The organism is Streptomyces zaehneri (genome assembly GCF_032248645.1).
Lineage (GTDB): Bacteria > Actinomycetota > Actinomycetes > Streptomycetales > Streptomycetaceae > Streptomyces > Streptomyces coriariae.
Window position 1 is genome coordinate 30,101 of sequence record NZ_JASTTJ010000033.1, and the last position, 22,581, is coordinate 52,681.

Annotated in this window: 18 protein-coding genes and 1 pseudogene; 12 read left to right on the forward strand and 7 right to left on the reverse strand. The window is 73.0% G+C overall.

Annotated elements, in window-relative coordinates; translation table 11 throughout:
- The first annotated feature begins 174 nt into the window (after window positions 1-174).
- Window positions 175-1,686 (forward strand): DNA-binding protein NsdB, encoded by a 1,512-nt coding sequence (locus tag QQM72_RS36900; protein ID WP_314225160.1) that lies wholly within the window; start codon window positions 175-177, stop codon window positions 1,684-1,686.
- Window positions 1,687-1,710: 24 nt separating this feature from the next.
- Here QQM72_RS36900 and QQM72_RS36905 read toward each other — a convergent pair whose 3' ends face one another.
- Window positions 1,711-3,117 (reverse strand): PP2C family protein-serine/threonine phosphatase, encoded by a 1,407-nt coding sequence (locus QQM72_RS36905; protein ID WP_314225161.1) that lies wholly within the window; start codon window positions 3,115-3,117, stop codon window positions 1,711-1,713.
- A gap of 348 nt (window positions 3,118-3,465) precedes the next feature.
- Between QQM72_RS36905 and QQM72_RS36910 the strand changes: the two genes are divergently transcribed.
- Window positions 3,466-3,879, forward strand: coding sequence for an SsgA family sporulation/cell division regulator (locus tag QQM72_RS36910; RefSeq protein ID WP_314225162.1), 414 nt, complete (start codon window positions 3,466-3,468; stop codon window positions 3,877-3,879).
- A gap of 13 nt (window positions 3,880-3,892) precedes the next feature.
- Here QQM72_RS36910 and QQM72_RS36915 read toward each other — a convergent pair whose 3' ends face one another.
- Both QQM72_RS36915 and QQM72_RS36920 read right to left on the reverse strand, forming a co-directional pair.
- Window positions 3,893-4,918: a Gfo/Idh/MocA family protein gene (locus QQM72_RS36915; protein WP_314225163.1), complete on the reverse strand. Its 1,026-nt coding sequence runs from the start codon at window positions 4,916-4,918 to the stop codon at window positions 3,893-3,895.
- Between the two features lie 118 nt (window positions 4,919-5,036).
- The gene (locus tag QQM72_RS36920) at window positions 5,037-6,131 is read right to left on the reverse strand and encodes a baeRF3 domain-containing protein (RefSeq protein WP_314225164.1); all 1,095 of its coding nucleotides are present in this window, start codon (window positions 6,129-6,131) and stop codon (window positions 5,037-5,039) included.
- 361 nt (window positions 6,132-6,492) lie between these two features.
- Between QQM72_RS36920 and QQM72_RS36925 the strand changes: the two genes are divergently transcribed.
- On the forward strand, window positions 6,493-7,275 hold the full coding sequence (locus QQM72_RS36925) for an alpha/beta fold hydrolase (protein ID WP_314225165.1): 783 nt from the start codon (window positions 6,493-6,495) through the stop codon (window positions 7,273-7,275).
- A 45-nt stretch (window positions 7,276-7,320) separates the two neighbouring features.
- Here QQM72_RS36925 and QQM72_RS36930 read toward each other — a convergent pair whose 3' ends face one another.
- Entirely contained in the window at window positions 7,321-8,811 is a 1,491-nt protein-coding gene (locus QQM72_RS36930) for an FMN-binding glutamate synthase family protein (RefSeq protein WP_314225166.1), read from the reverse strand.
- Window positions 8,812-10,431 carry an alpha/beta hydrolase gene (locus tag QQM72_RS36935; RefSeq protein ID WP_314225196.1) on the reverse strand — a complete coding sequence of 540 codons (1,620 nt, stop codon included), beginning with the start codon at window positions 10,429-10,431 and terminating at the stop codon, window positions 8,812-8,814.
- A gap of 328 nt (window positions 10,432-10,759) precedes the next feature.
- On the opposite strand from QQM72_RS36935, the gene QQM72_RS36940 reads away from it, so the two are divergent.
- Window positions 10,760-11,467 carry a chaplin gene (locus QQM72_RS36940; protein ID WP_314225167.1) on the forward strand — a complete coding sequence of 236 codons (708 nt, stop codon included), beginning with the start codon at window positions 10,760-10,762 and terminating at the stop codon, window positions 11,465-11,467.
- A gap of 133 nt (window positions 11,468-11,600) precedes the next feature.
- Here QQM72_RS36940 and QQM72_RS36945 read toward each other — a convergent pair.
- Window positions 11,601-12,889: pseudogene (locus tag QQM72_RS36945) on the reverse strand (MFS transporter).
- A gap of 104 nt (window positions 12,890-12,993) precedes the next feature.
- Between QQM72_RS36945 and QQM72_RS36950 the strand changes: the two are divergent.
- From QQM72_RS36950 to QQM72_RS36960, 3 genes are all read left to right on the forward strand, one after another.
- On the forward strand, window positions 12,994-13,392 hold the full coding sequence (locus QQM72_RS36950; protein ID WP_314225168.1) for a MerR family transcriptional regulator: 399 nt from the start codon (window positions 12,994-12,996) through the stop codon (window positions 13,390-13,392).
- 40 nt (window positions 13,393-13,432) lie between these two features.
- Window positions 13,433-14,224, forward strand: coding sequence for a GNAT family N-acetyltransferase (locus QQM72_RS36955; RefSeq protein ID WP_314225169.1), 792 nt, complete (start codon window positions 13,433-13,435; stop codon window positions 14,222-14,224).
- A 386-nt stretch (window positions 14,225-14,610) separates the two neighbouring features.
- Window positions 14,611-16,053 carry a hydrolase gene (locus QQM72_RS36960; protein WP_314225170.1) on the forward strand — a complete coding sequence of 481 codons (1,443 nt, stop codon included), beginning with the start codon at window positions 14,611-14,613 and terminating at the stop codon, window positions 16,051-16,053.
- Window positions 16,054-16,356: 303 nt separating this feature from the next.
- Here QQM72_RS36960 and QQM72_RS36965 read toward each other — a convergent pair whose 3' ends face one another.
- The gene (locus tag QQM72_RS36965) at window positions 16,357-16,803 is read right to left on the reverse strand and encodes an SPW repeat protein (protein ID WP_314225171.1); all 447 of its coding nucleotides are present in this window, start codon (window positions 16,801-16,803) and stop codon (window positions 16,357-16,359) included.
- A 318-nt stretch (window positions 16,804-17,121) separates the two neighbouring features.
- Here QQM72_RS36965 and QQM72_RS36970 point away from each other — a divergent pair, with 318 nt between their 5' ends.
- Genes QQM72_RS36970 through QQM72_RS36990 form a run of 5 tightly spaced genes read left to right on the forward strand, consistent with a single transcriptional unit; the run spans window position 17,122 to window position 22,520 of the window.
- Window positions 17,122-18,363 carry an NAD(P)/FAD-dependent oxidoreductase gene (locus tag QQM72_RS36970; RefSeq protein WP_314225197.1) on the forward strand — a complete coding sequence of 414 codons (1,242 nt, stop codon included), beginning with the start codon at window positions 17,122-17,124 and terminating at the stop codon, window positions 18,361-18,363.
- Complete coding sequence (locus QQM72_RS36975) at window positions 18,357-19,124, forward strand: DUF1365 domain-containing protein (RefSeq protein ID WP_314225172.1); 768 nt, start codon at window positions 18,357-18,359, stop codon at window positions 19,122-19,124. The genes QQM72_RS36970 and QQM72_RS36975 overlap by 7 nt, the downstream gene beginning before the upstream one ends.
- Window positions 19,121-20,407: a cyclopropane-fatty-acyl-phospholipid synthase family protein gene (locus QQM72_RS36980; protein WP_314225173.1), complete on the forward strand. Its 1,287-nt coding sequence runs from the start codon at window positions 19,121-19,123 to the stop codon at window positions 20,405-20,407. The genes QQM72_RS36975 and QQM72_RS36980 overlap by 4 nt, the downstream gene beginning before the upstream one ends.
- Complete coding sequence (locus tag QQM72_RS36985; protein WP_314225174.1) at window positions 20,404-21,723, forward strand: cyclopropane-fatty-acyl-phospholipid synthase family protein; 1,320 nt, start codon at window positions 20,404-20,406, stop codon at window positions 21,721-21,723. The genes QQM72_RS36980 and QQM72_RS36985 overlap by 4 nt, the downstream gene beginning before the upstream one ends.
- A complete protein-coding gene (locus tag QQM72_RS36990; protein WP_314225175.1) occupies window positions 21,720-22,520 on the forward strand; it encodes a DUF1295 domain-containing protein in 801 nt (266 codons plus the stop codon). The genes QQM72_RS36985 and QQM72_RS36990 overlap by 4 nt, the downstream gene beginning before the upstream one ends.
- Window positions 22,521-22,581 lie beyond the last annotated feature (61 nt).

Genomic DNA, 22,581 nt, shown 5'->3' on the forward strand with positions numbered 1-22,581 from the left:
CGGGTACACCCTGGGGAGTGTCCCTCGGCGACCGGGTCGGGGTGGCGCTTTCCTACCTGACACCCGTCGCCCAGTGGCACACCATCTGGCGAACCCTGGCGAACCCTGGCGAATAGTCGCCCGGCAACTTTCACCGGGCTACTGTCAACTCAGCCGAGAACCTGGGGGCTTGACGTGAGCGGACAACCCAACACCCGCCTCTCGGACCTGTTCGGCCTGGCCGGCTGGTCCAAGGGGGAACTCGCGAGGCTGGTCAACCGGCAGGCGGCGGCCATGGGCCACCCCCAGCTGTCGACCGACACCTCCCGGGTGCGGCGGTGGATCGACATGGGAGAGATCCCGCGTGATCCGGTACCGCGGGTGCTGGCGGCCCTGTTCACCGAGCGTCTCGGCCGTGTCGTGACCATCGAGGACCTCGGTCTGGTCCGGCACGGGCGTACAGGGAATCGGCCCGGCGGCGGGAGTGTGGAACATCCCGACGATGTGCCGTGGGCGCCCGAACGGACTGCTGCGGTCCTCACCGAATTCACGGGAATGGACCTCATGCTCAACCGACGCGGCTTGGTGGGCGCGGGTGCCGCGCTCGCCGCGGGATCAGCTCTCAGCAGTGCCATGTACGAGTGGCTGCACACCGACCCCACCCTCTCCTCCGACGCTCCTGTCATCGACCACCCCCTCCTCCACCATGCCGACCCCGCCGGGTTCGACCGCTACGAGGCCGCCCCCATCGGAACGGAGGAGGTGGACGAACTCGAACGCTCGGTGGAGGTGTTCCGGGCCTGGGACGCGGCCCGCGGAGGCGGGCTGCAACGCAAGGCCGTGGTGGGACAGCTCAACGAGGTGGGCGGGATCCTCGCCTACCGCCACCCCTCCCATCTCCAGCGGCGCCTGTGGGGCGTCGCGGCCAACCTCGCCGTCCTCGCGGGCTGGATGTCGCACGACGTCGGTCTGGAGCCCACGGCCCAGAAGTACTTCGTCATCGCCGCCCATGCCGCACGAGAGGGCGGTGACCGCCCACGGGCCGGCGAGGCGCTCTCCCGGGCGGCCCGTCAGATGGTCCACCTCGGGCGGCCCGACGAGGCCCTCGACCTGATGAAACTCGCCCAGTCCGGATCCGGCGACAACGTGACCGCGCGCACCCGGGCGATGTTCCACACCATCGAGGCCTGGGCGCAGGCGTCGATGGGCAAGGGCCAGGCCATGCGCCGTACCCTCGGCCGGGCGGAGGACCTCTTCGTCTCCGACAAGGGCGACATCACACCGCCGTCCTGGATGCAGACCTTCAAGGACGAGGATCTGTACGGCATGCAGGCGCTGGCCTACCGCACGCTGGCCGAGTTCGAGCCACAGGCGGCCGCGCATGCCCAGTACTACGCGGAGCAGGCGCTGGCGTTGCGCGTCGACGGGCGGGAACGGTCGAAGATCTTCGACCATCTGTCCATGGCGTCCGCCTGCTTCATCGCCGACGACCCCGAGCAGGCGGACCGGTTCGCGCGGCTGGCCCTGATGTCGATGGGGTCGAACTCGTCCCGGCGCACCTGGGACCGGCTGAGCCAGATGTACCGGCTCACCGCGCAGTACGCGGGCTACCCGAGGATCAGTGAACTGCGGGAGGAGATCAGGCTGGCGCTGCCGAAGCAGAAGGGCGGCAGGGGCGCCACGGGGGGCGACGGCACCCGGGTGTGAGCGGGTTGTCGTCGGTCGTTCAGCTCACCGGGTGACCCGGGCGACCAGCACGCAGGCGTCGTCGGCGCGTTCGCTCTCGCCGCACTCCTCCACGACCATCCGCACGCACTCCTGTGCGGTGCGCGCCCTGTCCAGACGGGGGGCCAGGCCGAGGAGGCGGTCGGCGGGTGCCAGCCCGTCGGTGTGCAGCAGAAGGAGGTCGCCTTCTTCGAGGGTCTCCTCGGCCTGCCCGTAGGCGGCGCGTGCGGTGGCTCCGAGGAGCACGCCCTGGGGTGCGTCCAGCCGGCGTCCCGTCCCGTCGCGGAACAGCAAGGGGGCGGGGTGTCCGGCCTGCGCCCACAGCAGGGTGCGGGTGTCCGGCCGGTAGCGGCAGCAGACCGCGCTGCCCAGGGCCGGTTGGACCGTGGCGTCCAGTAACTGGTTCAGCCAGGACATCAGTTGGGCCGGCCGGGTGCCCGCCATGGCCATTCCGCGCAGGGCACCCAGCAGCATCGCCGTGGTCGAGGTGACGGTAGGGCCGTGGCCGGTGAGATCACCGACGCTCAGCAGCGTCTGCCCGTCGGAGAGTTCGAGCGCGTCGTACCAGTCGCCGCCGATGCGCGAGATCGCCGCGGCGGGCAGATAGTGGGCGGCGAGGTCGAGGGAGCGCGGGCCCTGGTGCGGCAGGCGCGGGGAGCCGCGCCACGGCGGCAGCACGGCCTCCTGGAACTCCACCGCGAGCCGGTGTTCGGTCTGGGCGCGGTGCCGCTGCCGCTGGAGCGAGTCACGGCTCTCGCGTACCGCCCGCTGGCTGCGGCGCAGTTCGCTGACGTCCCGCAGCACGGCCCACATCGAGGTGGTGCCGCCCTCGGCGTCGAGCACGGGCTCGCCCATCATGTGCACCGTGCGGTGCTCGCCGTCCGGTCGCACGACGCGGAACTCGCCGTCGATGGGACGGGCGTCGATCAGGCAGTCCGTGACCATCGCCGTCAGCTTCGGCCGGTCCTCGTCGAGGACGAGCGCGGGCAGTTCGTCCAGGGTGAGCGGGGGAGCGGCGGGGTCGCGGCCGACGATCCCGTAGAGCTCCTCGGACCAGACGGCCTCGTCCGTCAGCAGGTTCCACTCCGCGCTGCCGACGCGGCTCAGCAGCGACTCGCGCCGGGAAGCCACCGGTGCGGTGGGCGCGGCGGGCGTGGGCTCGGCGGCCGGCACGGGCGGCGGGCCGTCCCGCAACTGAGCCAAGTGGGTGTCGAGGTCGTCGAGTTGATGCAGCGCCAGGTCGCAGAGCGCGCGCTGCCAGCGCCCCTGCGGGTCCGCCGCGTCGCTCCGGGTGTCCTGCCGCACGGCGTCCATGTCGCCCTTGAGCCGTCGTGTCTGCGTGATCAGCGCGTCGACCGAGCCGCGGCCCGGCGGCTGGGCGGCTGAGCGGTCCGCGGAGACATGGGGCGGCATGACGACTCCGATGCGGGACGGTACGGCGAAGGCTGACACGAGGGCCGTTACGACTGTTGCACAGCCTGCGACGGCGTGTAAGGGATATGGCAACACACGATTCGGTGGTGCTTCTGGCATATGCCAGTGTCTTCGGGGAGGGGTGGCGGGGGGTGGTCGGCAAGCGCCGGAGGGAGGGCAAGTCGTAGGTGGCGTACGTGACTTGGGGGACTCCTGAGGGGGTCGAGGTGGCCATCGGTCGCATGTTCGTCGGGCTGATGTTCCAGGCAACGGCCGTTGTGACGTAGGTCACATGAATTGGACACCGCTTTCGCGTAATGCAAGAGGCTCCCGCGAGGTCGTACATGCATGGACATCACTCTTGAACAACCCGTCCGCGCCCGCTTGATCACCGCGGAGGACCAGGAGCTGCCCGTGCCCGCCACGCTCCGCTACGACTCCACCGACCCGTTCGCCGTGCACGTCGACTTCCCGGCGGAGGTCTCCCTCGCGGGCGAGGCCGTCACCTGGACCTTCGGCCGGGCCCTGCTGGAGCAGGGCGTGGGCGGTCCGGCCGGGAGCGGAGACGTGCACATCTGGCCCTGTGGGCCGGTCCGTACGGTGGTGGAGTTCCACTCTCCGCTGGGCCTGGCCCTGCTCCAGTTCGAGACGGGCGCCCTGCGCCGGTTCCTGCTGCGCAGCTACGCCGTGGTCGCGGCGGGCCGGGAGGATGTCGGCGCCGCCGTCGACCAGGGGCTGGAGGCCCTGCTCGGCAGTGCCTGAGCCCCGTCGGGCGTCAGTGACCGCCCGCGGTGTACAGGCCGGGGCGCGGGGCGAGTTCGACCGCGACGCGGGTGTCGCTCTCCAGGGCCCGGATCCCGGCCTCGGCGACGACGGAGGCCGCGTAGCCGTCCCAGGCGGTCGGGCCGGTGACCAGACCGCGCCGGGTGGCGTCGACCCAGGCCTGCACCTCGCGGTCGTAGGCGTCCACGAACCGCACGAGGTAGTCCTGGGGCACGTCCGCGGCGGCGGCGCCCCCTGTGGTGACGAGCATCCCCTGGTCGTCGCCGACACGCGCGCTGCCCGCCTCGCACACGGCCTCGCAGCGCACCTGGTACCCGAAGCCGCAGTTGACGAAGACCTCCACGTCGACCAGGGCGCCCCCGTCGGTCTCGAAGAGCACGAACTGCGGGTCGAGCAGGCCCTGCGGGGCGCCGGCGGAGGGACGCGGGCGCCGCACGGTGACCGCGGTCAGCTCCTGGCCGAGCAGCCAGCGGGCCGCGTCGATCTCGTGCGACACCGAGCTGTCGATCAGCATCGCGCTGGTGAAGCCCGGCGGCGAGGAGACGTTGCGGTGCACGCAGTGCAGCATCAGCGGCCGACCGAGCCGCCCGTCGTCCAGCAGTGCCTTGAGTCCGCGGTACCCGGCGTCGTAGCGCCGCATGAACCCGATCTGCGTGAGGCGCCGCCCCAGCCGGGCCTCCGCCTCCAGCACGCGCAGCGCCCCGGCCGGGTCCGGCACCATGGGCTTCTCGCACAACACCGGGAGCCCGCGGGCGAAGGCCGCCAGCAGCGCTTCCTGGTGCGCGGGGCCGGGCGAGGCGATCAGCACGGCCCCGACGCCGGGCGCGTCCAGCGCGGCCTCGACCTCGGTGTGGACCGTCACCCCCGCGATGCCGGCCACGGCCTCCTTCGCGCGCGTGGCATCGGGATCGGCCACGGCGGCGACCCTGGCACCGCTGACCACGCGATCGAGGCGGCGTATATGGTCGGCCCCCATGTGTCCGGCACCCAGCACGGCCACGCCCAGCAGGTCACTCACACGTACTCACCCTCCCGGCGGACGATCACGCCGTAGCGTACGCCGCCGGTGAGAGCCGCTGCCGGCCCCGGCCGGTGCGACGCCGGCGCAACCGGCCGGGCCGCCGCCGAGCGGCGGGTCAGTAGCGCAGTACGCCTGCCATCCCGTCCGCGTCGCCCAGCGCGCCGTCGGGTACGAAGCGCACCTCGGCGCCCGTCTCCAGACACTGCTCGACGATCTCGTCCACGATGTCCTCGCGAGCGTCGAGATCGCCGCTCACGGCGGGGACGAGATGATCGCCGCCGTCGCGGACCGTGACGCGGTAGTTCTCCTCCACGGCCAGCAGCCGGATCCGGCCCTCCCGGGCGTTCTGCCAGAGCTCGTCGACGCCGGCCGCGAACGTCTTGTGCCCACGGGCCGAGTCGAGCTCCCTGGCGACGGCGGCGGTGTTGCGGCGGGCCTGCGCGTCGTGCAGCGGGCGCACCGCCTGCCACACGGCGTCGGGTGTGCCGTGGGAGAGCCCGCCGTGCGCGACGTGCACCGCGCCCCGGGTGACTCCGCCCAGTTCGTCGAGGAGCGACAGCGCCGCCTGCTCGCCGGTGACGTACAGCGGTCGCGGGTCCTCGCGCAGCAGTCTGCCCAGGGTGGTGTCGGCCTCGCGCAGGAAGTGCCGGGTGTCCTCGTCGCGGAACGTGCTGGGCAGGTCGCCGATCCGCTCCATGCGTTCGGCGTCGAAGTTCGGCTGGCTCCTGACCAGCGGGAAGCCGCCGGCGTGTTCCTCGGTGATCCGGTCGGCGCCGCCGTTCCACAACGTGACGCGGTCGGCGGAGACCGACAGGACCCAGAACGGGCGTTCGGCGGCCTGGGCCGAGACGAGGTTGCGGGTCAGGAAGGTGTCGGAGAGTACGACGCGTTCGGGGACGGCACGGGCCAGCGACCACACCTGGTGCTCGCCGGGGGCGGCGTAGATGACCAGGCCGTCCTCGGCGTGCGCCAGGTCGACCTCGGCCAGGGCCCGGTCGAGCTGGTCGGCGACGTCGGCACGGCGCTCGCGGCTGACCGCCGGGTCGGTCTCCAGCTGTTTCTTCGCCTCGGCCACGACATTGCGCAGCCGGACCGGGTCCTGGGTGTTCTCGGGTTCCCGCCGGTGCGTCGGCGTCAGCACGGACACCGCGGGATAGGGGCGCGGGCGGCGCAGTTCGGAGAGGGTCGATGGGCTGAGTGCGTGCTCCATATCAGCACGATAGGTCCCAATTGCCGTTCAGGCATTTGGGGCAATGGCCGTGCATCTCCGGCCGCCTGCGTTCCAGCGGTCACGGTTACGGTCGCAGCGGTGGCCGGCGGACGTTTCCGGCCGCCGGGGCGAGCGTCGTGCTGATGGACACGAGCGAACGCACCTCCCGGCCGGCCCTCGCTCATCCCGCCGTCGTGGGCGCCGAGCTCGGCCGCGGACGCGGTCACCGCACGACCTGCCCCCTGGTGCGCGATCCCGTGGAGCTCCGAGCGCGATCTCGTAGGAGCCCGACGGTGACGGCGACCCCCTGGGCCGGTTACCGTACGCGTCAGTAACCGGGACCGCACCGCAGGAGGCACCCATGCCGCAGCTCGAAGTCGACGGCGCAGCACTGACGTACGACGACGAGGGCCCGCGCGACGGCGACGGGGTGCCCCTGGTGTTCGTGCACGGCTGGACGGCGAACCGGCACCGCTGGGACCACCAGGTGGCGCACTTCGCCGAGCGCCGCCGGGTGATCCGGCTCGACCTGCGCGGGCACGGCGAGAGCAGTGGTGCGGGCGTGAGGACGGTCGCGGAGCTGGCGACGGACCTCCTGGCTCTCCTCGACCACCTGGAGGTCGGACGGTTCGTGCTGGTCGGCCACTCGATGGGCGGGATGATCTCGCAGACCGTCGCCCTCTCCCACCCCGAACGGGTGGAACGCATGGTGCTGGTGAACTCCATCGGCCGGATGACCTACAGCCGGGGCAGGGGCCTGCTGATGGGCGTCTCCACCCTCGTCCCCTTCAAGCTGTTCGTCGCCACCAACATCCAGCGGGCCTTCGCCCCCGGCTATCCCCGCGACGAGATCCGCGCGTACGTCAAGTCCTCCGCGGACACCCCGCGCGAGGTGGTCATGACGCTGTACGGCGCCATGCGCGCCTTCGACGTGCTGGACCGGGTCGGGGAGATCCAGGCCCCCACCCTGATGATCCACGGGTACCACGACATCCAGCTCCCGGTGCAGCAGATGCTGCGCATGGCCAAGGCCTATCCGGACGCCACCGTCCGCATCCTCGACGCGGGCCACGAACTCCCGGTCGAGAGGCCGGCCGAGCTGACGGCGGCGATCGACGCCTTCGTCACCGTCAAGCCCTCGTAGCCGTGGCAGCCGCCGCAGGCCTCGTGGCCGTCGGCCGCGGCGGTGCTAGCCGAAGCTGTCCGGATCCGCGGCCTTCCAGTCCGTCTCCCAGGACGGCGGTGGTCCGGCGAGGAGCTCTCCCGGCGCCAGCCACTCGTACAGCTCCGCGTACGAGCGGACCGTGCCCGGCCGCGTCCGCCGGACCAGATGGCCGGGGGTGAGCCCGGCCGGGTCGCGGATGCCCATCGCCGCCATGATCCGGACGGCGTCACGCACCGTCTCCCGCTGGTAGCGCCGGACCCGCCGGGCCTTGTCGGCCACGTGCAACGAGCGCGCCCGCAGCGGATCCTGGGTCGCGACGCCGGCCGGGCAGGTCCCGGTGTGGCACCGCAGCGCGCCGACACAGCCGACGGCGCGCATCATCGCCCGGGCCGCGTTGGTGTAGTCGGCGCCCTGCGCGAGACGGGTGACGATGTCCGAGCCGGTGGCCACCCGGCCGCTCGCCCCGATCCGGACCCGGTCCCGGAGCCCGACGCCGACCAGGGCGTTGTGCACGGTGATCAGCCCCTGGGTGAGCGGCATACCGAGATGCCCGGCGAATCCCGCGGGCCCGGCGCCGGTCCCGCCCTCCGACCCGTCCACCACCACGAAGTCGGGCGTCAGACCCTCCGCCACCATCGCCCGGCACACCGCGAGGAACTCCCGCCGCGAGCCCACGCACAGCTTCAACCCGGTCGGTTTGCCGCCCGCCAGTTCGCGCAGCCGGGCCAGGAACAGCACCAGTTCACGCGGCGTCGAGAAGACCCGGTGCGAGGGCGGCGACACCACCGTCTCGCCCACCGGGACCTTCCGCTCCCGCGCGATCTCGGCGCTCACCTTCACCCCGGGCAGCACCCCGCCGCTGCCCGGCGCCGACCCCTGGGACAGCTTCAACGACACGCACCTCACCTCGGGCAGCGCCGCCTTGTCCGCGAACTCCCGTGCGTCGAAGCCGCCGTCGGCGTCGCGGCAGCCGAAGTACCCCGTCCCGATCTCCCACACCAGGTCGCCGCCGCCGCGCAGATGGTGCTCCGACAGCCCGCCCTCCCCGGTGTCCTGTGCGAAACGCCCCAGCGCCGCCCCCCTGTTGAGGGCGAGGACCGCGCGCGACGACAGCGCACCGAAGCTCATCGCGGACACGTTCAGCAGCGCCATGTCGTAGGGCTGGGAGCAGTCCGGCCCGCCGACCCGCACCACCGGCGGCTCCTCGGCCGGCTCGACCGGTCGCAGCGACGGCACCAGATACTCGTACGCGTCCCGGTCGGCGCCGAACGGCTCCCGCGCGTCGGCGCTCCGGGCGTGCGTCCGTACCTCCTGCTTCGGATACCGCAGCCGTCCGACCAGCGGGTGGTTGCGCAGTTCGGAGCGGCGGCGCTGGAGCAGGTCCCAGCCTCCCAGACCGGCCGCCGCCAGCAGCGGTCCGGCCGCGAGCCACCACCAGGCGGACCGGGCGGACGACGCGACCGTCGTCCCGGCCGCGAGGAGGCAGACGAGCAGCAGCGGCAGGAACCGGCGCACTCAGTCGTCGTCCTCGTCGGGCCCGCAGGAGCTGCCGCTGGGCGGGAGGGAGCCGTAGAGCAGGAAGTCGTCGACCTTGCGGTGCACGCATGTGGACGACCCGTATCCGGTGTGGCCGTCGCCCTTGTTGTCGAGCACCACGGCCGGGGCGCCGAGACGCTTTGCCGTCTCCACGGTCCAGCGGTACGGCGTCGCCGGGTCCCCTCGGGTGCCGACCAGCAGCATCTTCGGGCTGCTCAGGTCCTTCACCTCGTCGCGGACGAAGTCGGTTCCCCTGGGGCGGCCGTAGCACATCAGGACCTCGGTGAGGCGGTACCGCCCGAAGACCGGAGAGGCCTTGTCGTACGCGGCGCGCAGCCGCTTCAGGTCCGCGGAGATCTGCGCTGCCGTGGGGCGGTCGGGATCGTCGGCGCAGTTGATCGCCATCAGCGCCGCGGGCAGGTTGTCGAGGGGGACGTCGTCCTCGTCGACGAGCGCCCCGGGGGAGGGCTCGCCGCGGCCCGCGGTCCGGAGCGGGAACGGCAGCGGCAGGGCGAAGCCGCCGGTCGCGAAGCTCAGGACCCCGCCGGCGTCCCCGCTCTCGATGAGCTGGGCCAGCGCCCGTTCCAGCAGGGGCCACAGCTCCTTGCTGTACAGCCCCTGCCCGAGCGCGCCGACGAGGTCCTGGCCGGAGAAGTCGTCGCCGAAGTCGGTCGGCACCGGGTCCTCGTCCAGCGAGCGCACGAGCCGGACGACCTCCTCACGGGCCACGCGCGGATCCTGCCCGAACGGGCAGGCGATGTCCTTCGTGCACCAGCCGACGAAGTCGTCCAGCGCCACCTGCTGCCCCCGGGCCCCCGCGAGGCCCTGCTCGGTCAGCGGCTCGGTCAGGGTGTCGACGCCGTCGAGGACCAGCCGCCCCACCTTGTCGGGGAACCGGGCGGCGTACACCGCGCCGAGCCGGGTGCCGTACGAGAAGCCGAGGTAGTTGAGCTTCTTGTCACCGAGTGCCCCGCGCAGCACGTCCAGGTCCTGTGCCGCGTCGACGGTGCCTATGTGCGGCAGCACCGGCCCCGAGTGCTCGGCGCAGTCGGCGGCGACCCCCTTCAACCGGGTGAGGAGCGCCTGGGGATCGGCGAGGGCCGAGTCGTCGTCCAGGGAGGCCAGTCCGCTGTCCGTACCGTCCCCGCAGCTGACGGGGGAGGAGCGGCCGACTCCCCGGGGATCGAGGGTGACCACGTCGTAGCCGTCGGTGAGTTCCATGAACTCCTTTCCTCCATAGGCGAGTTCGGGAACACCGGGGCCGCCGGGACCGCCGAAGTTGAGCACCACCGAGCCGCGCTTGTCGCCGGTGGCCCGGTAGCGGGCGAGCGCGAGGTCGAGCGTGCCGGCCTTGGGACGGTCGTAGTCGAGCGGGACGGTCAGGCCGGCGCACTGGAGGTCCTTGGGTTTGCCGTCGCCGTCGCACGCCGACCACGTGACCTTCTGGCCGTAGAACCGGGAGAGGTCGGCACGGTCGTCCTCGGCGGCGTTCCGGCTCGCGGTCGCCGTCGGCAGGCCCGCGCCCACCAGGGTCAGTGCGGCGGTGGCGGCGAGCGCCCAGCGGCGCAGCCCGGGCCGCGTCGGCAGCTTGGCCAGCATCAGTGCCTCCAGGGACGCCCGCAGCGGTCCGGGAACGGCGCCCTCGCTCACGATAGGCGGCCTGCCGACGACCCGCCTCCGGGCGGAGGGGAGCACCCCGCGCCCCTTCGCGGGGTGCGCCCCGGACGGCCCGCGAGGCCCGTGCGACGGGGCTGACAGCGGTTCGACGAGGGGGCCGAAGAGGGATCGCGAAGGTGACCCGACGGGGTGAAAGGGTGTTCAGGCATAACCCGGACGGTGCGCCGACGTTCTACCGGGTGCGGGCGAGTGCCCGCGATTGAAGTCTGGAAGGCAGGGACCCATGAAACGGGTTACCCGAACCGGTGTGATGGCCGTCGCCGCAGTCTCCGGCGCGATGGCTGTGACACTGCCCGCACACGCCGACTCCGCGGCGGACGGCTCAGCGGCCGGCTCGCCCGGACTGATCTCCGGCAACGGCGTCCAGCTGCCGGTGCACCTCCCGGTGAACCTGTGCGGGAACACGGTGAACGTGGTGGGCGTGCTGAACCCCGCCGCGGGCAACACCTGTGCCAACAAGGGCGCGACGGCCGCTCCCGGGAAGCACGGCGCTTCGTACGGTGGTGGGGGCGCCACACACGGGGCGTCCTCCGGCGGTGGGGCCACCGCACACGGTGTCACGCAGGACTCCCCGGGCGTCGTCTCCGGCAACGGCGTCCAGCTGCCGGTCCATCTCCCGGTGAACGTCAGCGGCAACAGCGTGAACGTCGTCGGCATCGCGAACCCGGCGCTCGGCAACGCGTCCGTCAACGTGTCCGACGAGGAGCCCCCGCCGCCCGTCGAGCCCGCGCCGCAGCCGCCGACCCGGCACGACCCGCCCTCGCGGCCACAGCACCCCGGCCCGCGGGCCGTTCCGCAGGCGCCGGCCGTCGCGCCCCAGGGCGGGGTGCCCGAGGCCATGTCCTCGCTCGCCCACACGGGGGCCGACGCCACCCTGCCCGCCGTCGCCGGCAGCGCGGCCCTGCTGCTCGGCGGTCTGGCCCTCCAGCGGCGGTTCCGCCCGCACGCGGAGCGCTGAGCCGCCCTCCTCGGAGCGGGAGTGTGCAGGCCCCCTCGGCCATGTCGGGCGGGGGCGGGGGGCCTGCGGCGGTACGGCGCGCCGTACGGTGAGCCGTCGAAGCGCTGGGTGCGCCCGGCCGGACGGGTCCGCCTCAGTCGCCGTGGAACCGCCGGTGCGGGGCGGGTACCTCCTCGACCAGCTCGGGAAGCGGTCCCGCCACCGTCACTCCCGGGGAGACGGCTCGGCTCCGCGCGGCCGGAAAGGCGTGCCGGCGGCCCAGCGCGACCGCGGTGAGGGCCAGCGCGATCAGCGGCAGCGCCGTCCACGGCAGGGCCCCAGGGCCCCGTGCCCCGAGGATCACACCTCCGGTCAGCGAGCCGCCCGCGATGCCCGCGTTGTACACCGTCGTCTGGAGCGAGGTCGCCACGTCGGAGGCGGCGGACCCCGAGGCGTTCACCAGTGCCGTCTGGATGAGGGTCGGCGCCCCGCCGAAGGCCACTCCCCACAGGGCGACGCAGACCAGCAGCACCGCGGGCGCGTCGGCGTACCGGCCGAGGGCGAGCATGACCGCCGCGCACAGGGCGAGCGCGCCGAGCAGCGTGGCCCGCGGGCGCCGGTCCACCAACAGGCCCGTCCCCCAGATCCCGGCGACCGTGGACGCCCCGAACACCAGCAGCACCACGTCCGTACGTCCGAACCCCGCGTGCTCGGTGAAGGGCGCGATGTACGTGTAGAGCACCTGGTGGCCCAGCAGCAGGAACAGCGTCACGGAAAGGATCACCGGGAGCCCCGGCAGCAGGGCGACCCGGGCCAACGGCACCCGCTCGCCCCGTGCCTCGCCCGGGAAGTCGGGAACCCGCCGGCGCACCCAGCCCACCAGGAGCACCGCCAGTGCGGACAGCAGCCCGAACGCCGCGCGCCAGCCCACCACCTCGGCCAGCGCCGTCCCGGCGGGCACCCCCAGCGACAGCGCGAGCGTGATGCCGGCGAGCACGACCGCGATCGCCCGGCCGGCACCATCCGGGCCGCGTAGCCGGCGAGCATCGCCCACAGCGTGCCGCCCATGACACCGGCGACCAGGCGCGCGGTGAAGGTGAGGCCGTACGACGACGACAGCGCGACCACCGCGTTGCTCAGCGCGAAGCCCAGCAGGGCGCCGACGAGGACCGGCCGGCGCGGCAGGCCGCGCAGCAGCGCGGTCACCGGGATCGCCGCCACGAACGACGCCAGCGCGTACCCGGTGACCAGGAACCCCACCCGGGCCTCGGGGACGCCGAGGGCCGGCGCCATGCGCGGCAGCAGCCCGGCGGGCAGCAGCTCGGTGACCACGGCGGTGAAGGCGGCCGTGGACAGGGCGAGCAGCCCCGGCCAGGGCAGGGACGCGGGCACGGCGGTGCCCTTGACCATGGAGGTGGTGGACATGCCACCATGGTCGAACATTCACATCAGTGTGAAGGCAAGCGTGCCCTGTGCGCCGCACGCGGAGCGACGGCGGGGGGCCGCGGCGCCGAGCGGCCGACGGTGAGCGAAGATCGGAGCGCGGTATGAAGATCGGCGACCTCTCCGCCCGCACCGGTGTCCCCACCCGGCTGCTGCGCTACTACGAGGAGCAGGACCTGCTGCACCCCGACCGCGGGGAGAACGGCTACCGCTCCTACGGGGAGGCGGCCGTCCGGGACGTGCAGCAGATCCGCGGGCTGCTCGACTCCGGCCTCACCACCGAGATGATCCGCGCGATCCTGCCGTATCTGTCCGGCCCCGACGAGATCGTCCTGCCCGCCGAGCACCTCACCCCGGAGACCGCCGCCCTCCTCGAGGGGCACATCGACCGCATCCAGGCCCGGATCGACTGTCTGGCCCGCAACCGCGACCGGCTGAGCGCGTACCTGGCGGCGGTGCGGCCGGACGGCGCGGCGGCGCCCCGCACGTCCCCGCATCGGTAATTCCGTTGTCGAGGCGGGGCGGGGGTGCTGGAGTGGGCGCATGGATCATGCCGCGGTACTCGCCCTCTACGACCGGGACATGCGCGAGGGCGCGCGCCCCGAGAGCTCCGACGCGCGCGTCGAACGGACCGGTTCCGTGGTTCGCCATGTCGGCGGCGAGGGCGGTTGGAGCGGGGTGCTCTGGTCCGACCTGGACTCCGCCGACGCCGACGCGGTGATCGCGGAACAGGTCGCCTACTTCACCGGGCTCGGGCACGAGTTCGAGTGGAAGCTGCACGGTCACGACCGTCCGGCCGACCTCGGGCAGCGGCTCACGGCGGCCGGTTTCACCGCCGACCCGGAGGAGACCCTGATGATCGGCGAGACCGGTGACCAGCTGGTCGACGCCGGACCGCCCGAGGGGGTCCGCATCGTCCCCGTCACGGACCGGGCGGGGATCGAGCTCATGGTCGAGGCGAACGAGCGGGCGTTCGGGCACGACGGCTCCTGGCTGCGGGATCTTCTGCGCGCCCGGCTCGCCGCCGACCCGGACGCGATCGTGGCGCTGCTCGCGATGGCCGGGGACGTGCCGGTGAGCTCGGCGCGGATGGAGCTCATCCCTGGAACGAGGTTCGCGGGCCTGTGGGGCGGCGGCACCGTAGAGGGCTGGCGCGGCCGAGGTGTCTACCGCGCTCTGATCGCCCACCGCGCCCGCATCGCCGCCGACCGCGGCTACCGCTACCTCCAGGTCGACGCCTCCGACCAGAGCCGCCCCATCCTCGAACGGCTGGGCTTCGCGCCACTGAGCACGACGACGCCGTACGTGTACACGGGGCAGGGTCGCACGCGGTAGGGCGGCAGGGGCCGGCGTCCTTCGCGGCGGGCCGATCCCGATCCGGCCGGGCGGCCACTCGCCACGGTCGACGCCCTCGGTGTCGTCCCCGCCGGGCGTCGCGGCGAGCGACGATCCGACGGGTGCGGCCAGGACGCCGACGGCGATCGTCGGCGTACGGCGATGCGCCGGCGGGCCGGGACGACGAGCCGCCCCGCCGCAGCCGTCCCGCCCGGGTGTCGACGTTTTCGCTCGCGATATTGCCCGCGTTTGATGTTCATCGCTCAGTCATGCCATGTACCTTTCAATCGTTCCACGCGGGTAGAACCCTCGAATGCGGTGTCTACGCGCGCAGATTTGGCGCCCGCACCCGCCTCGTGTCCCCCCATCTCACGGAGGTTCGCCGGATGCTCGGATCACAGAGATCCCGCCGCAAGGTCACCACCGTCCTGGCCGGTCTCGGGCTGCTCGTCACCGGAGCGGCCCTTCAGGTCAGCACCAGCGCCACACCCGCCCACGCGGCCACCCCCCACCGCATCCTGTTCGACGACGGCCACGCGGAGGAGGCCGGCAACGCCGACTGGATCATCTCGACCAGCAAGCCCGACCCGCTCTCCCAGGACTCCTCCCCGTCCTCGGAGACGGACTGGACCGGCGCGCTGTCGTCGTGGGGCGTCGCCCTCCAGAAGACCGGCGACTACAGCCTCAAGACCGCCACGAGCGCCCTCACCTACGGCGGCTCGGCCACCATCGACCTGTCGAACTTCGACACGCTGGTCCTGCCGGAGCCCAACACGCTGTTCACCACCGCCGAGAAGACGGCGATCATGAACTTCGTGAAGAACGGCGGAGGCCTGTTCATGGTCTCCGACCACACGGGCGCCGACCGCAACAACGACGGCGAGGACGCCGTCGAGATCTTCAACGATCTGATGACCGCCAACAGTGTCGACTCCACCGACCCGTTCGGCTTCTCCGTCGACTCCCTCTCCATCAGCTCCGGCTACCCGGCCGCGATCAGCGACGGCACCGACCCCGTCCTGCACGGTTCCTTCGGCACCGTCACCAAGAGCCTGATCGCCTCGGGCACCACCGCCACGCTCAAACCGGCCGACAACTCCTCCGTCAAGGGCCTGCTCTACCGCAGCGGCTACTCCGGGAACACCGGCGCCTTCTTCGCCACCAGCACCTTCGGCAGTGGCCGCGTCGCCTTCTGGGGCGACAGCTCACCCATCGACGACGGCACCGGCCAGTCCGGCAACACCCTCTACGACGGCTGGAACGACACCGGCGCCACCAACGCCGCCCTCGCCCTGAACGCCACCGAGTGGCTCTCCGGCGCGAGCGGCAGCGGGGGCGGCGACGACGGCGGCACCGACTGCACCGACACCCAGCTGCTCGGCAACGCCAGCTTCGAGTCCGGCGCCACGACCTGGAGCGCCACCAGCGGCGTCATCACCAACTCCAGCGGCGAGGCCGCCCGTACGGGCTCCTACTACGCATGGCTGGGCGGCAACGGCACCGCCGGGACCGAGACCCTCTCCCAGTCGGTGACCATCCCGTCCGGCTGCTCCGCCACGCTCGGTCTCCACCTGCACATCGACACCGCCGAGACGACCACCAGCACCGCCTACGACACCCTTCAGGTCCAGGTCCTCAACAGCTCCGGCACGGCCCTGGGCACCCTGGCCTCGTACTCCAACCTCAACGCGGCCTCGGGATACACCCAGCGCAGCTTCAGCATGAGCGGGTACGCCGGACAGACGGTCACGCTCAGGTTCACCAGCACCGAGGGCTCCAAGCTGCAGACCTCGTTCGTCATCGACGACACCGCGCTCGACGTCACCTGACGTCAGGCCGGTCGGGCCGCTCCTCCCGGGCGGCCCGACCGGGTCGGTGCCCGCCGGCCGGAGGGGCCGGGTGCGCGGCAGGACTTCGCGGCGCTTGGCCTGGCGAACACTCCGACGCGTCGGCCGGCCGGCGGTCCCGTCCCGCCTCGAGTCGCTCCTGGAGCCGGGCCGCACGCCGCTCCGGCACACCGTGCCCGGTGCCCGAGGGCCCGCGAGAGGTCGCCGGGCGACGCGCGGCACGACGGCCGGGTCGGTCCGCACGCGCGGGCCGACCCGGCCGTCGTCCGGGGTGCGACGGGGTCTCTACGGCTGCGGGGTGCTGGTGCTCCTCGCGGCCGTGGCGGTGCACATCAGCCCCAGGATCAGGGCCAGGGCGCCGATGATGATGTTGTTGACCGCGACACCGGCGTCCGGGCTGTCGCCGACGACCCAGGGCGCGATGATCATCCAGATGCCCAGCGCGCACATGGCCCAGCTCAGGCCGTACATCCGCGCGGGAGCCGCGGTGAAGCCGAGGGCCAGCAGACCGATCGCGATCCCGACGATCAGGTTGTGGGTCATGAGCGCCGGCTGGCCGGCGGTGTAGTGGAGGATCCACGGGGACACGGCGCAGTACAGACCGAGCAGGAACACCGGTCCGTCCACGAGCGCCACGTCACGACCGCCGAGCATGCGGGCGTACCGCGCCTGCATCTCGGGAACATCGGGGTGCCTCGACATGTCACCTCTGGTGGGTGAGACGTTGGCCATGACGCGTCTCCTTCGACTATCAGGCCCGACCGCTGCGGAGCGGTGTGCGGTAGGTGCCGCGCCTGTCCATTCTGCTCTTATTTATTCTTTATGTGTAGACCGAGAAAATATTGTTCTGTTATGTGATCATTCATCCTTCCGAAAAAGAATCCGGCCTCGGGCCAATCCGCTCCGGCCGTGGCCTCGGATTACAGGCGACGGCCCCGCCCCGGGGCCGGGCGGGAGGAGCGGACGATGGTGCGGACGACAGCGGCGGCCGGCGGCGAGCCGCGCGGGGGACCCGGAGGCGGGTCCGACGGGCGACGGCGGACGGCGGTCGTGGGCAGCGGGGTGGCCGGACTGACCGCGGCGCATGTGCTGCGCCGCGGAAACCGCCGGGTCACCCTCTACGAGGCCGACGACCGGCTCGGCGGACACGCCCACACGCACGAACTCGGCGCACCCGACGGCCGGGTCCACCGCGTCGACTCCGGCTTCATCGTGCACAACCGCCGTACCTACCCCCACCTGCTCCGGCTCTTCGACGATCTCGGCGTCCGCACCCAGGAGTCGGAGATGAGCATGTCCGTACGATGCGACGGCTGCGGGCTCGAGTACACCGGCGCCCGTGGCCCGGCCGGCCTCCTGGCCCGGCCGCGCAACGCCGTGCGCCTGCCCTACCTGCGCATGCTCGCCGAGGTCCCCGCCTTCCACCGGGCGGCCCGCCGACTGCTGGCGCACGGGGCCGAGGACACCTTCACGCTGGGGGACTTCCTCGACCGCGAGGGCTTCTCCGCCTATTTCCGCGCGCACTTCATGACGCCGGTCGTCGCGGCCGTCTGGTCCTGCGACGCCGCCACCGCCCAGCGCTACCCGGCCGCCTATCTGTTCCGGTTCCTCGAGCACCACGGGATGCTCGCGATCGGCGGCTCCCCGGTGTGGCGCACGGTGACCGGCGGCTCGCGCGAGTACGTCGACCGGGTCGCCGAGCGCCTGGACGCCGTCCGCACCGGGACCCCCGTACGGGCCGTGCGGCGCACCCCGGACGGCGCCGAGATCACCACCGCCGACGGCGTGAGCGAGGCCTACGACGCCGTGGTGATCGCCGTCCACCCCGACCAGGCGCTGCGGATGCTCGCCGACGCCACCCCGCGGGAGAAGGAGGTGCTCGGCGCTTTCCGCTACTCACGCAACGTCACCCTGCTGCACACCGACACCTCGGTCCTCCCGCGCGCCCCTCGCGCCCGGGCCTCCTGGAACTACCTGATGCCGTCCTGCGCCGCGGGCGCCGACCACGTCCGGGTCAGCTACGACATGAACCGGCTCCAGCGACTCGACGCGGCCGAGCCGTACGTGGTCACCCTGGGCGGCGAGGACCGTGTCGACCCCGGCCGGATCCTCGCCCGCATGGCCTACGAACACCCCGTCTACACCCCGGAGTCGGTCGCCGCCCAGCGGGACCTGCCCGCTCTGAACACCACCGTCACCGCGTTCGCGGGCGCCTACCACGGCTGGGGGTTCCACGAGGACGGCTGCCGGTCCGGCGTATCGGCGGCGGCCGCACTGGGGGTGCGATGGTGACTCCCCGGAGCGCGCGGGCCGAGCGGATGGTCACCCTGACGCCCGCCCTGTACCCCTGCACGATCACCCATGTGCGCACCGCACCCCTGCGGTACGTGCTGCGCCACCGCACCCACCTGTGGCTCGTCGACATCGACCACCCGCCCGAACTCCCTCGTCCGCTGCGGGCGTTGACCCGCTTCGACGCGCGCGACCACTTCACCGGCGACGAGCCCGGCATCCGGGCGGGACTGGACGCCTTCCTGGCGGCGCACGGCGTCGACCTGGCGGGCGGCCCGGTGCTCATGCTCACCCAGGCCCGCGTGTTCGGACACGTCTTCAACCCGCTCACCGTCTACTGGTGCCACGGCCCCGACGGCGAGCCGCGCTGCGTGGTCGCCGAGGTCCACAACACCTACGGAGAACGCCACTGCTATCTGCTCGACACGGACCCCGACGGCAGGGCGGGGACCGACAAGGAGTTCTACGTCTCGCCGTTCTTCCCCGTCGACGGCCACTACCGCATGCGGCTGCCCAGGCCGGACGAGCGGCTCGACCTCACCGTGCACCTCGACCGCGCGGGCGGGCGCCCCTTCACCGCAACCGTCCGTGGCACGCGGAGGGAAGCAACCAACGGGCGGCTGCTGCGTCAGGCGCTGCGCCGTCCCTGGTCCACCGTCGCCGTCTCCGCCGCCATCCGATTCCACGGCATCCGCCTCTACCTGCGCGGCCTGCCCGTCCGACCCCGTCCCGACCACCGCACCGGAGAGAACAACCCATGACGTACGTCGAGCCCCGCCCCGCCACCGTGCGGCGGGGTGACTGCCACGCCGTCCCGCACTCGGACGCCGTACACCGGCCCGGCGTGGCCGCCCCGCCGTCCGCCGCCCGCGTCCGGACCGCCGTGACCGGCGCCGTCGTCCGCCGGGCGCTGGACCGGCTGCCGCTGCAGGCCCGCTACGCGGACGGCACCTCCGTGGGCCGGGGCGGGCCGCTGCTGGAGATCAGGGACCCGCGCGCCTTCCACGCCCGGATCGGCACCCACGGCCTGATCGGTTTCGGCGAGTCCTACATGGCCGGCGAGTGGGACGCGCCCGACCTGGTCGCCCCGCTCACCGTGCTCGCCGCCCACGCGGCCGACCTGATCCCGGCCCCGCTGCAGCGCCTGCGCGGCTGGTGGGCCCAGCGGCAGCCGCACCACCGGCGCAACACCCCGGACAACGCCCGCGCCAACATCAGCCGCCACTACGACCTGTCCAACGACCTCTTCACGCTGTTCCTGGACGAGACGCTCACCTACTCCTCGGCGCTCTTCCGCGGCTTCCCCGCCCGCTGGGACCTGCTCGCCGCCGCCCAGCACCGCAAGATCGACCGGCTGCTCGACCTCGCGCGCGTCCAGCGCGGCACCCGACTGCTGGAGATCGGCACCGGCTGGGGCGAACTCGCGCTCCGGGCCGCGGCGCGCGGTGCCCACGTCACCTCGCTCACCCTCTCCCGCGAACAGCGCGACCTGGCCCTCGCCCGGATCCGGGACGCGGGCCTCGCCGACCGGGTCAAGGTCGAGCTGTGCGACTACCGCGAGGCCCGCGGCAGCTACGACGCCGTCGTCAGCGTCGAGATGATCGAAGCCGTCGGCGAGGAGTTCTGGCCGGTCTACTTCCGTACCCTCGACGACCGGCTCGTCCCCGGCGGACGGGCCGCCCTGCAGGCCATCACCATGCCCCACGAGCGGATGCTGGCCAGCCGGGACACCCACACCTGGATCCAGAAGTACATCTTCCCCGGCGGCCTGCTGCCCTCCGTCGAGGCCGTCGAGCACACGGTCCGCGACCACACCCGGCTGACCGTCGCCCGCCGCGACGGCTTCGGCGCGCACTACGCCGAGACGCTGCGGCTGTGGCGCGAACGGTTCACCGAACGCGCCGACGAGGTCGCCGCCCTCGGCTTCGACGCCACCTTCCGCCGGATGTGGACCCTCTACCTCGCCTACTCCGAGGCCGGCTTCCGCTCCGGCTACCTCGACGTCCAGCAGTACCTGTTCGCCAAGGAGGACCCGACCCGATGACCGACGTGCGCTCCGCCCGCACCGCGCGGCCCGGCGCCGCCCACCGGCTCGCCGCTCTCGTCGAGGAGACGCTCGGCACGGCGCTGCCCGTCCGGCTGCGCGCCTGGGACGGCAGCGAGGCGGGCCCGGCCGAGGGCCCCGTCGTGGTCGTACGCTCGCGCCGCGCCCTGCGCCGCCTGCTCTGGGAACCCGGCGAACTCGGCCTCGCCCAGGCCTATGTGACCGGCGAGCTCGACATCGAGGGCGACCTCGGGCACGCGCTGCGCACCCTCTGGGCGGCCGCCCGGGAACGCGGCCCGCACGGCTCGCGGCCCGGCCTCGCCGACCGCGCCCGCGCCGCGGCCGAGGCGCTGCGGCTCGGCGCCGTGGGACCCCGCCCGGCCCCGCCCGCCGCCCAGGCCCGGCTGCGCGGCGGCCTGCACAGCCGGGCCCGGGACCGGGCCGCGATCAGCCACCACTACGACCTGTCCAACGACTTCTACCGCCTCCTCCTCGGCGAGCCGATGGCCTACTCGTGCGGCTACTGGGCCGACGAGGACCCGGACCGCACACCCGCCGAGGCCCAGTACGCCAAGCTGGAACTGGTCTGCCGCAAGCTCGCCGTCGTCCCCGGCGCCCGGCTGCTCGACATCGGGTGCGGCTGGGGCTCGCTCACCCTGTACGCCGCCGAGCGGCACAAGGCCCAGGTCACCGCCGTCACCCTGGCGCACGAACAGGCCGCGTACGTACGGCGCAAGGTGCGCGAACGGGGCCTGGAGCACCGGGTCGAGGTGGTCTGCCAGGACTACCGGGACATCGACGGCGGGGCCTACGACGCCGTCGCCACCATCGAGATGGGCGAACACGTCGGGGACGCCGAATACCCCGCCTTCGCCGCCGCGCTGCGCCGGCTGGTCCGCCCGCGCGGCCGGGTGCTCGTGCAGCAGATGTCGCGAGGGCGCAACGCGCCCGGCGGCGGTCCGTTCATCGAGGCCTACATCGCCCCCGACATGCACATGCGGCCGCTCGGCGAGACCGTCACGCTCCTGGAGGGCGCCGGTCTCGAGGTGCGGTCCGCCGAGTCGCTGCGCGAGCACTACGTGCGCACAGTCGCCGCCTGGCACCGCACGCTGGAGGACCGCTGGGCCGACGTGGTGCGGCTCGTCGGTGCGCAGACGGCCCGGGTCTGGCGGCTGTATCTGGTCGGCGGGGCGCTCGCCTTCGAGGAGGGCCGCATGGGCGTCGACCAGATCCTCTGCGTACGGCCGACCTCGCTGGGGGACAGCGGGACGCCCGTCCGTCCCGAGCGCTGGTACACGAGGCTGGAGGGGGCATGAGCGGGTTTCCCTGGGGCGCGTTCGCGCTCAACCTCGCCTGGGCCGCCGCGGCCGTCCTCGTCGTCCTGCTCGCCACCTTCGCCCTGGCCGTACGCAAGGGCGTGCACCGTCTCGTGGACGTCGCCTGGGGAGTCGCCTTCACCGCCGTCGCCCTCGTGACCTGCGTGGCCTCCGCCGGGCACGGCGACATCGGGCGCCGTGTCCTGGTGACCGTCCTGACGGCCGTCTGGGGGCTGCGGCTGGCCGCGCACATCGCGCGCCGCGGCCGCGGCCACGGAGAGGACCCCCGCTACGATGCGATGCTCGCGAAGGCGCCCGGCAGCCGGAACCTGTACGCGCTGCGCATGGTGTACCTGCTTCAGGGCGCCCTGGTGTGGCTGGTGTCGCTGCCCGTCCAGGCCGCGAGTTACGTGCCGGCGCAGATGACCGCGTTCGCCTGGGCCGGCGGCGCGCTGTGGGCGGTGGGGATGTTCTTCGAGGCGGTGGGCGACGCCCAGCTGGCCCGGTTCAAGGCGGATCCGGCCAACCGCGGCCGGGTCATGGACCGCGGCCTGTGGCGCTACACCCGGCACCCCAACTACTTCGGGGACTTCTGTGTCTGGTGGGGTCTGTTCCTCATCGCGTGCGACTCCGCCGCCTCGGCCCTGGTCGGCCTCGTGTCGCCGCTGATCATGAGCTTCCTGCTGATCAGGGGCAGCGGAAAACCGCTTCTGGAACGGCACATGGCCGAGCGGCCCGGTTACGCCGAGTACGTCTCGCGGACGAGCGGCTTCTTCCCGTGGCCGCCCGGGCGCTGACCGTGCGCTGACCGGGCGGCGATCAGGCGTCGACCAGGCGTCGCCCCGGGCGGCCGCCCCG

Bases quoted from the DNA above. Each gene is read 5' to 3' on its own strand.
- QQM72_RS36975 (WP_314225172.1), top strand. From the start codon at position 18,357: ATGGTGACTCCCCGGAGCGCGCGGGCCGAGCGGATGGTCACCCTGACG.
- QQM72_RS36905 (WP_314225161.1), bottom strand. From the start codon at position 3,117: ATGCCGCCCCATGTCTCCGCGGACCGCTCAGCCGCCCAGCCGCCGGGC.
- QQM72_RS36910 (WP_314225162.1), top strand. From the start codon at position 3,466: ATGGACATCACTCTTGAACAACCCGTCCGCGCCCGCTTGATCACCGCG.
- QQM72_RS36940 (WP_314225167.1), top strand. From the start codon at position 10,760: ATGGCCGTCGCCGCAGTCTCCGGCGCGATGGCTGTGACACTGCCCGCA.
- QQM72_RS36985 (WP_314225174.1), top strand. From the start codon at position 20,404: ATGACCGACGTGCGCTCCGCCCGCACCGCGCGGCCCGGCGCCGCCCAC.
- QQM72_RS36960 (WP_314225170.1), top strand. From the start codon at position 14,611: ATGCTCGGATCACAGAGATCCCGCCGCAAGGTCACCACCGTCCTGGCC.
- QQM72_RS36920 (WP_314225164.1), bottom strand. From the start codon at position 6,131: ATGGAGCACGCACTCAGCCCATCGACCCTCTCCGAACTGCGCCGCCCG.
- QQM72_RS36935 (WP_314225196.1), bottom strand. From the start codon at position 10,431: ATGCTGGCCAAGCTGCCGACGCGGCCCGGGCTGCGCCGCTGGGCGCTC.
- QQM72_RS36950 (WP_314225168.1), top strand. From the start codon at position 12,994: ATGAAGATCGGCGACCTCTCCGCCCGCACCGGTGTCCCCACCCGGCTG.
- QQM72_RS36990 (WP_314225175.1), top strand. From the start codon at position 21,720: ATGAGCGGGTTTCCCTGGGGCGCGTTCGCGCTCAACCTCGCCTGGGCC.
- QQM72_RS36925 (WP_314225165.1), top strand. From the start codon at position 6,493: ATGCCGCAGCTCGAAGTCGACGGCGCAGCACTGACGTACGACGACGAG.
- QQM72_RS36955 (WP_314225169.1), top strand. From the start codon at position 13,433: ATGGATCATGCCGCGGTACTCGCCCTCTACGACCGGGACATGCGCGAG.
- QQM72_RS36965 (WP_314225171.1), bottom strand. From the start codon at position 16,803: ATGGCCAACGTCTCACCCACCAGAGGTGACATGTCGAGGCACCCCGAT.
- QQM72_RS36980 (WP_314225173.1), top strand. From the start codon at position 19,121: ATGACGTACGTCGAGCCCCGCCCCGCCACCGTGCGGCGGGGTGACTGC.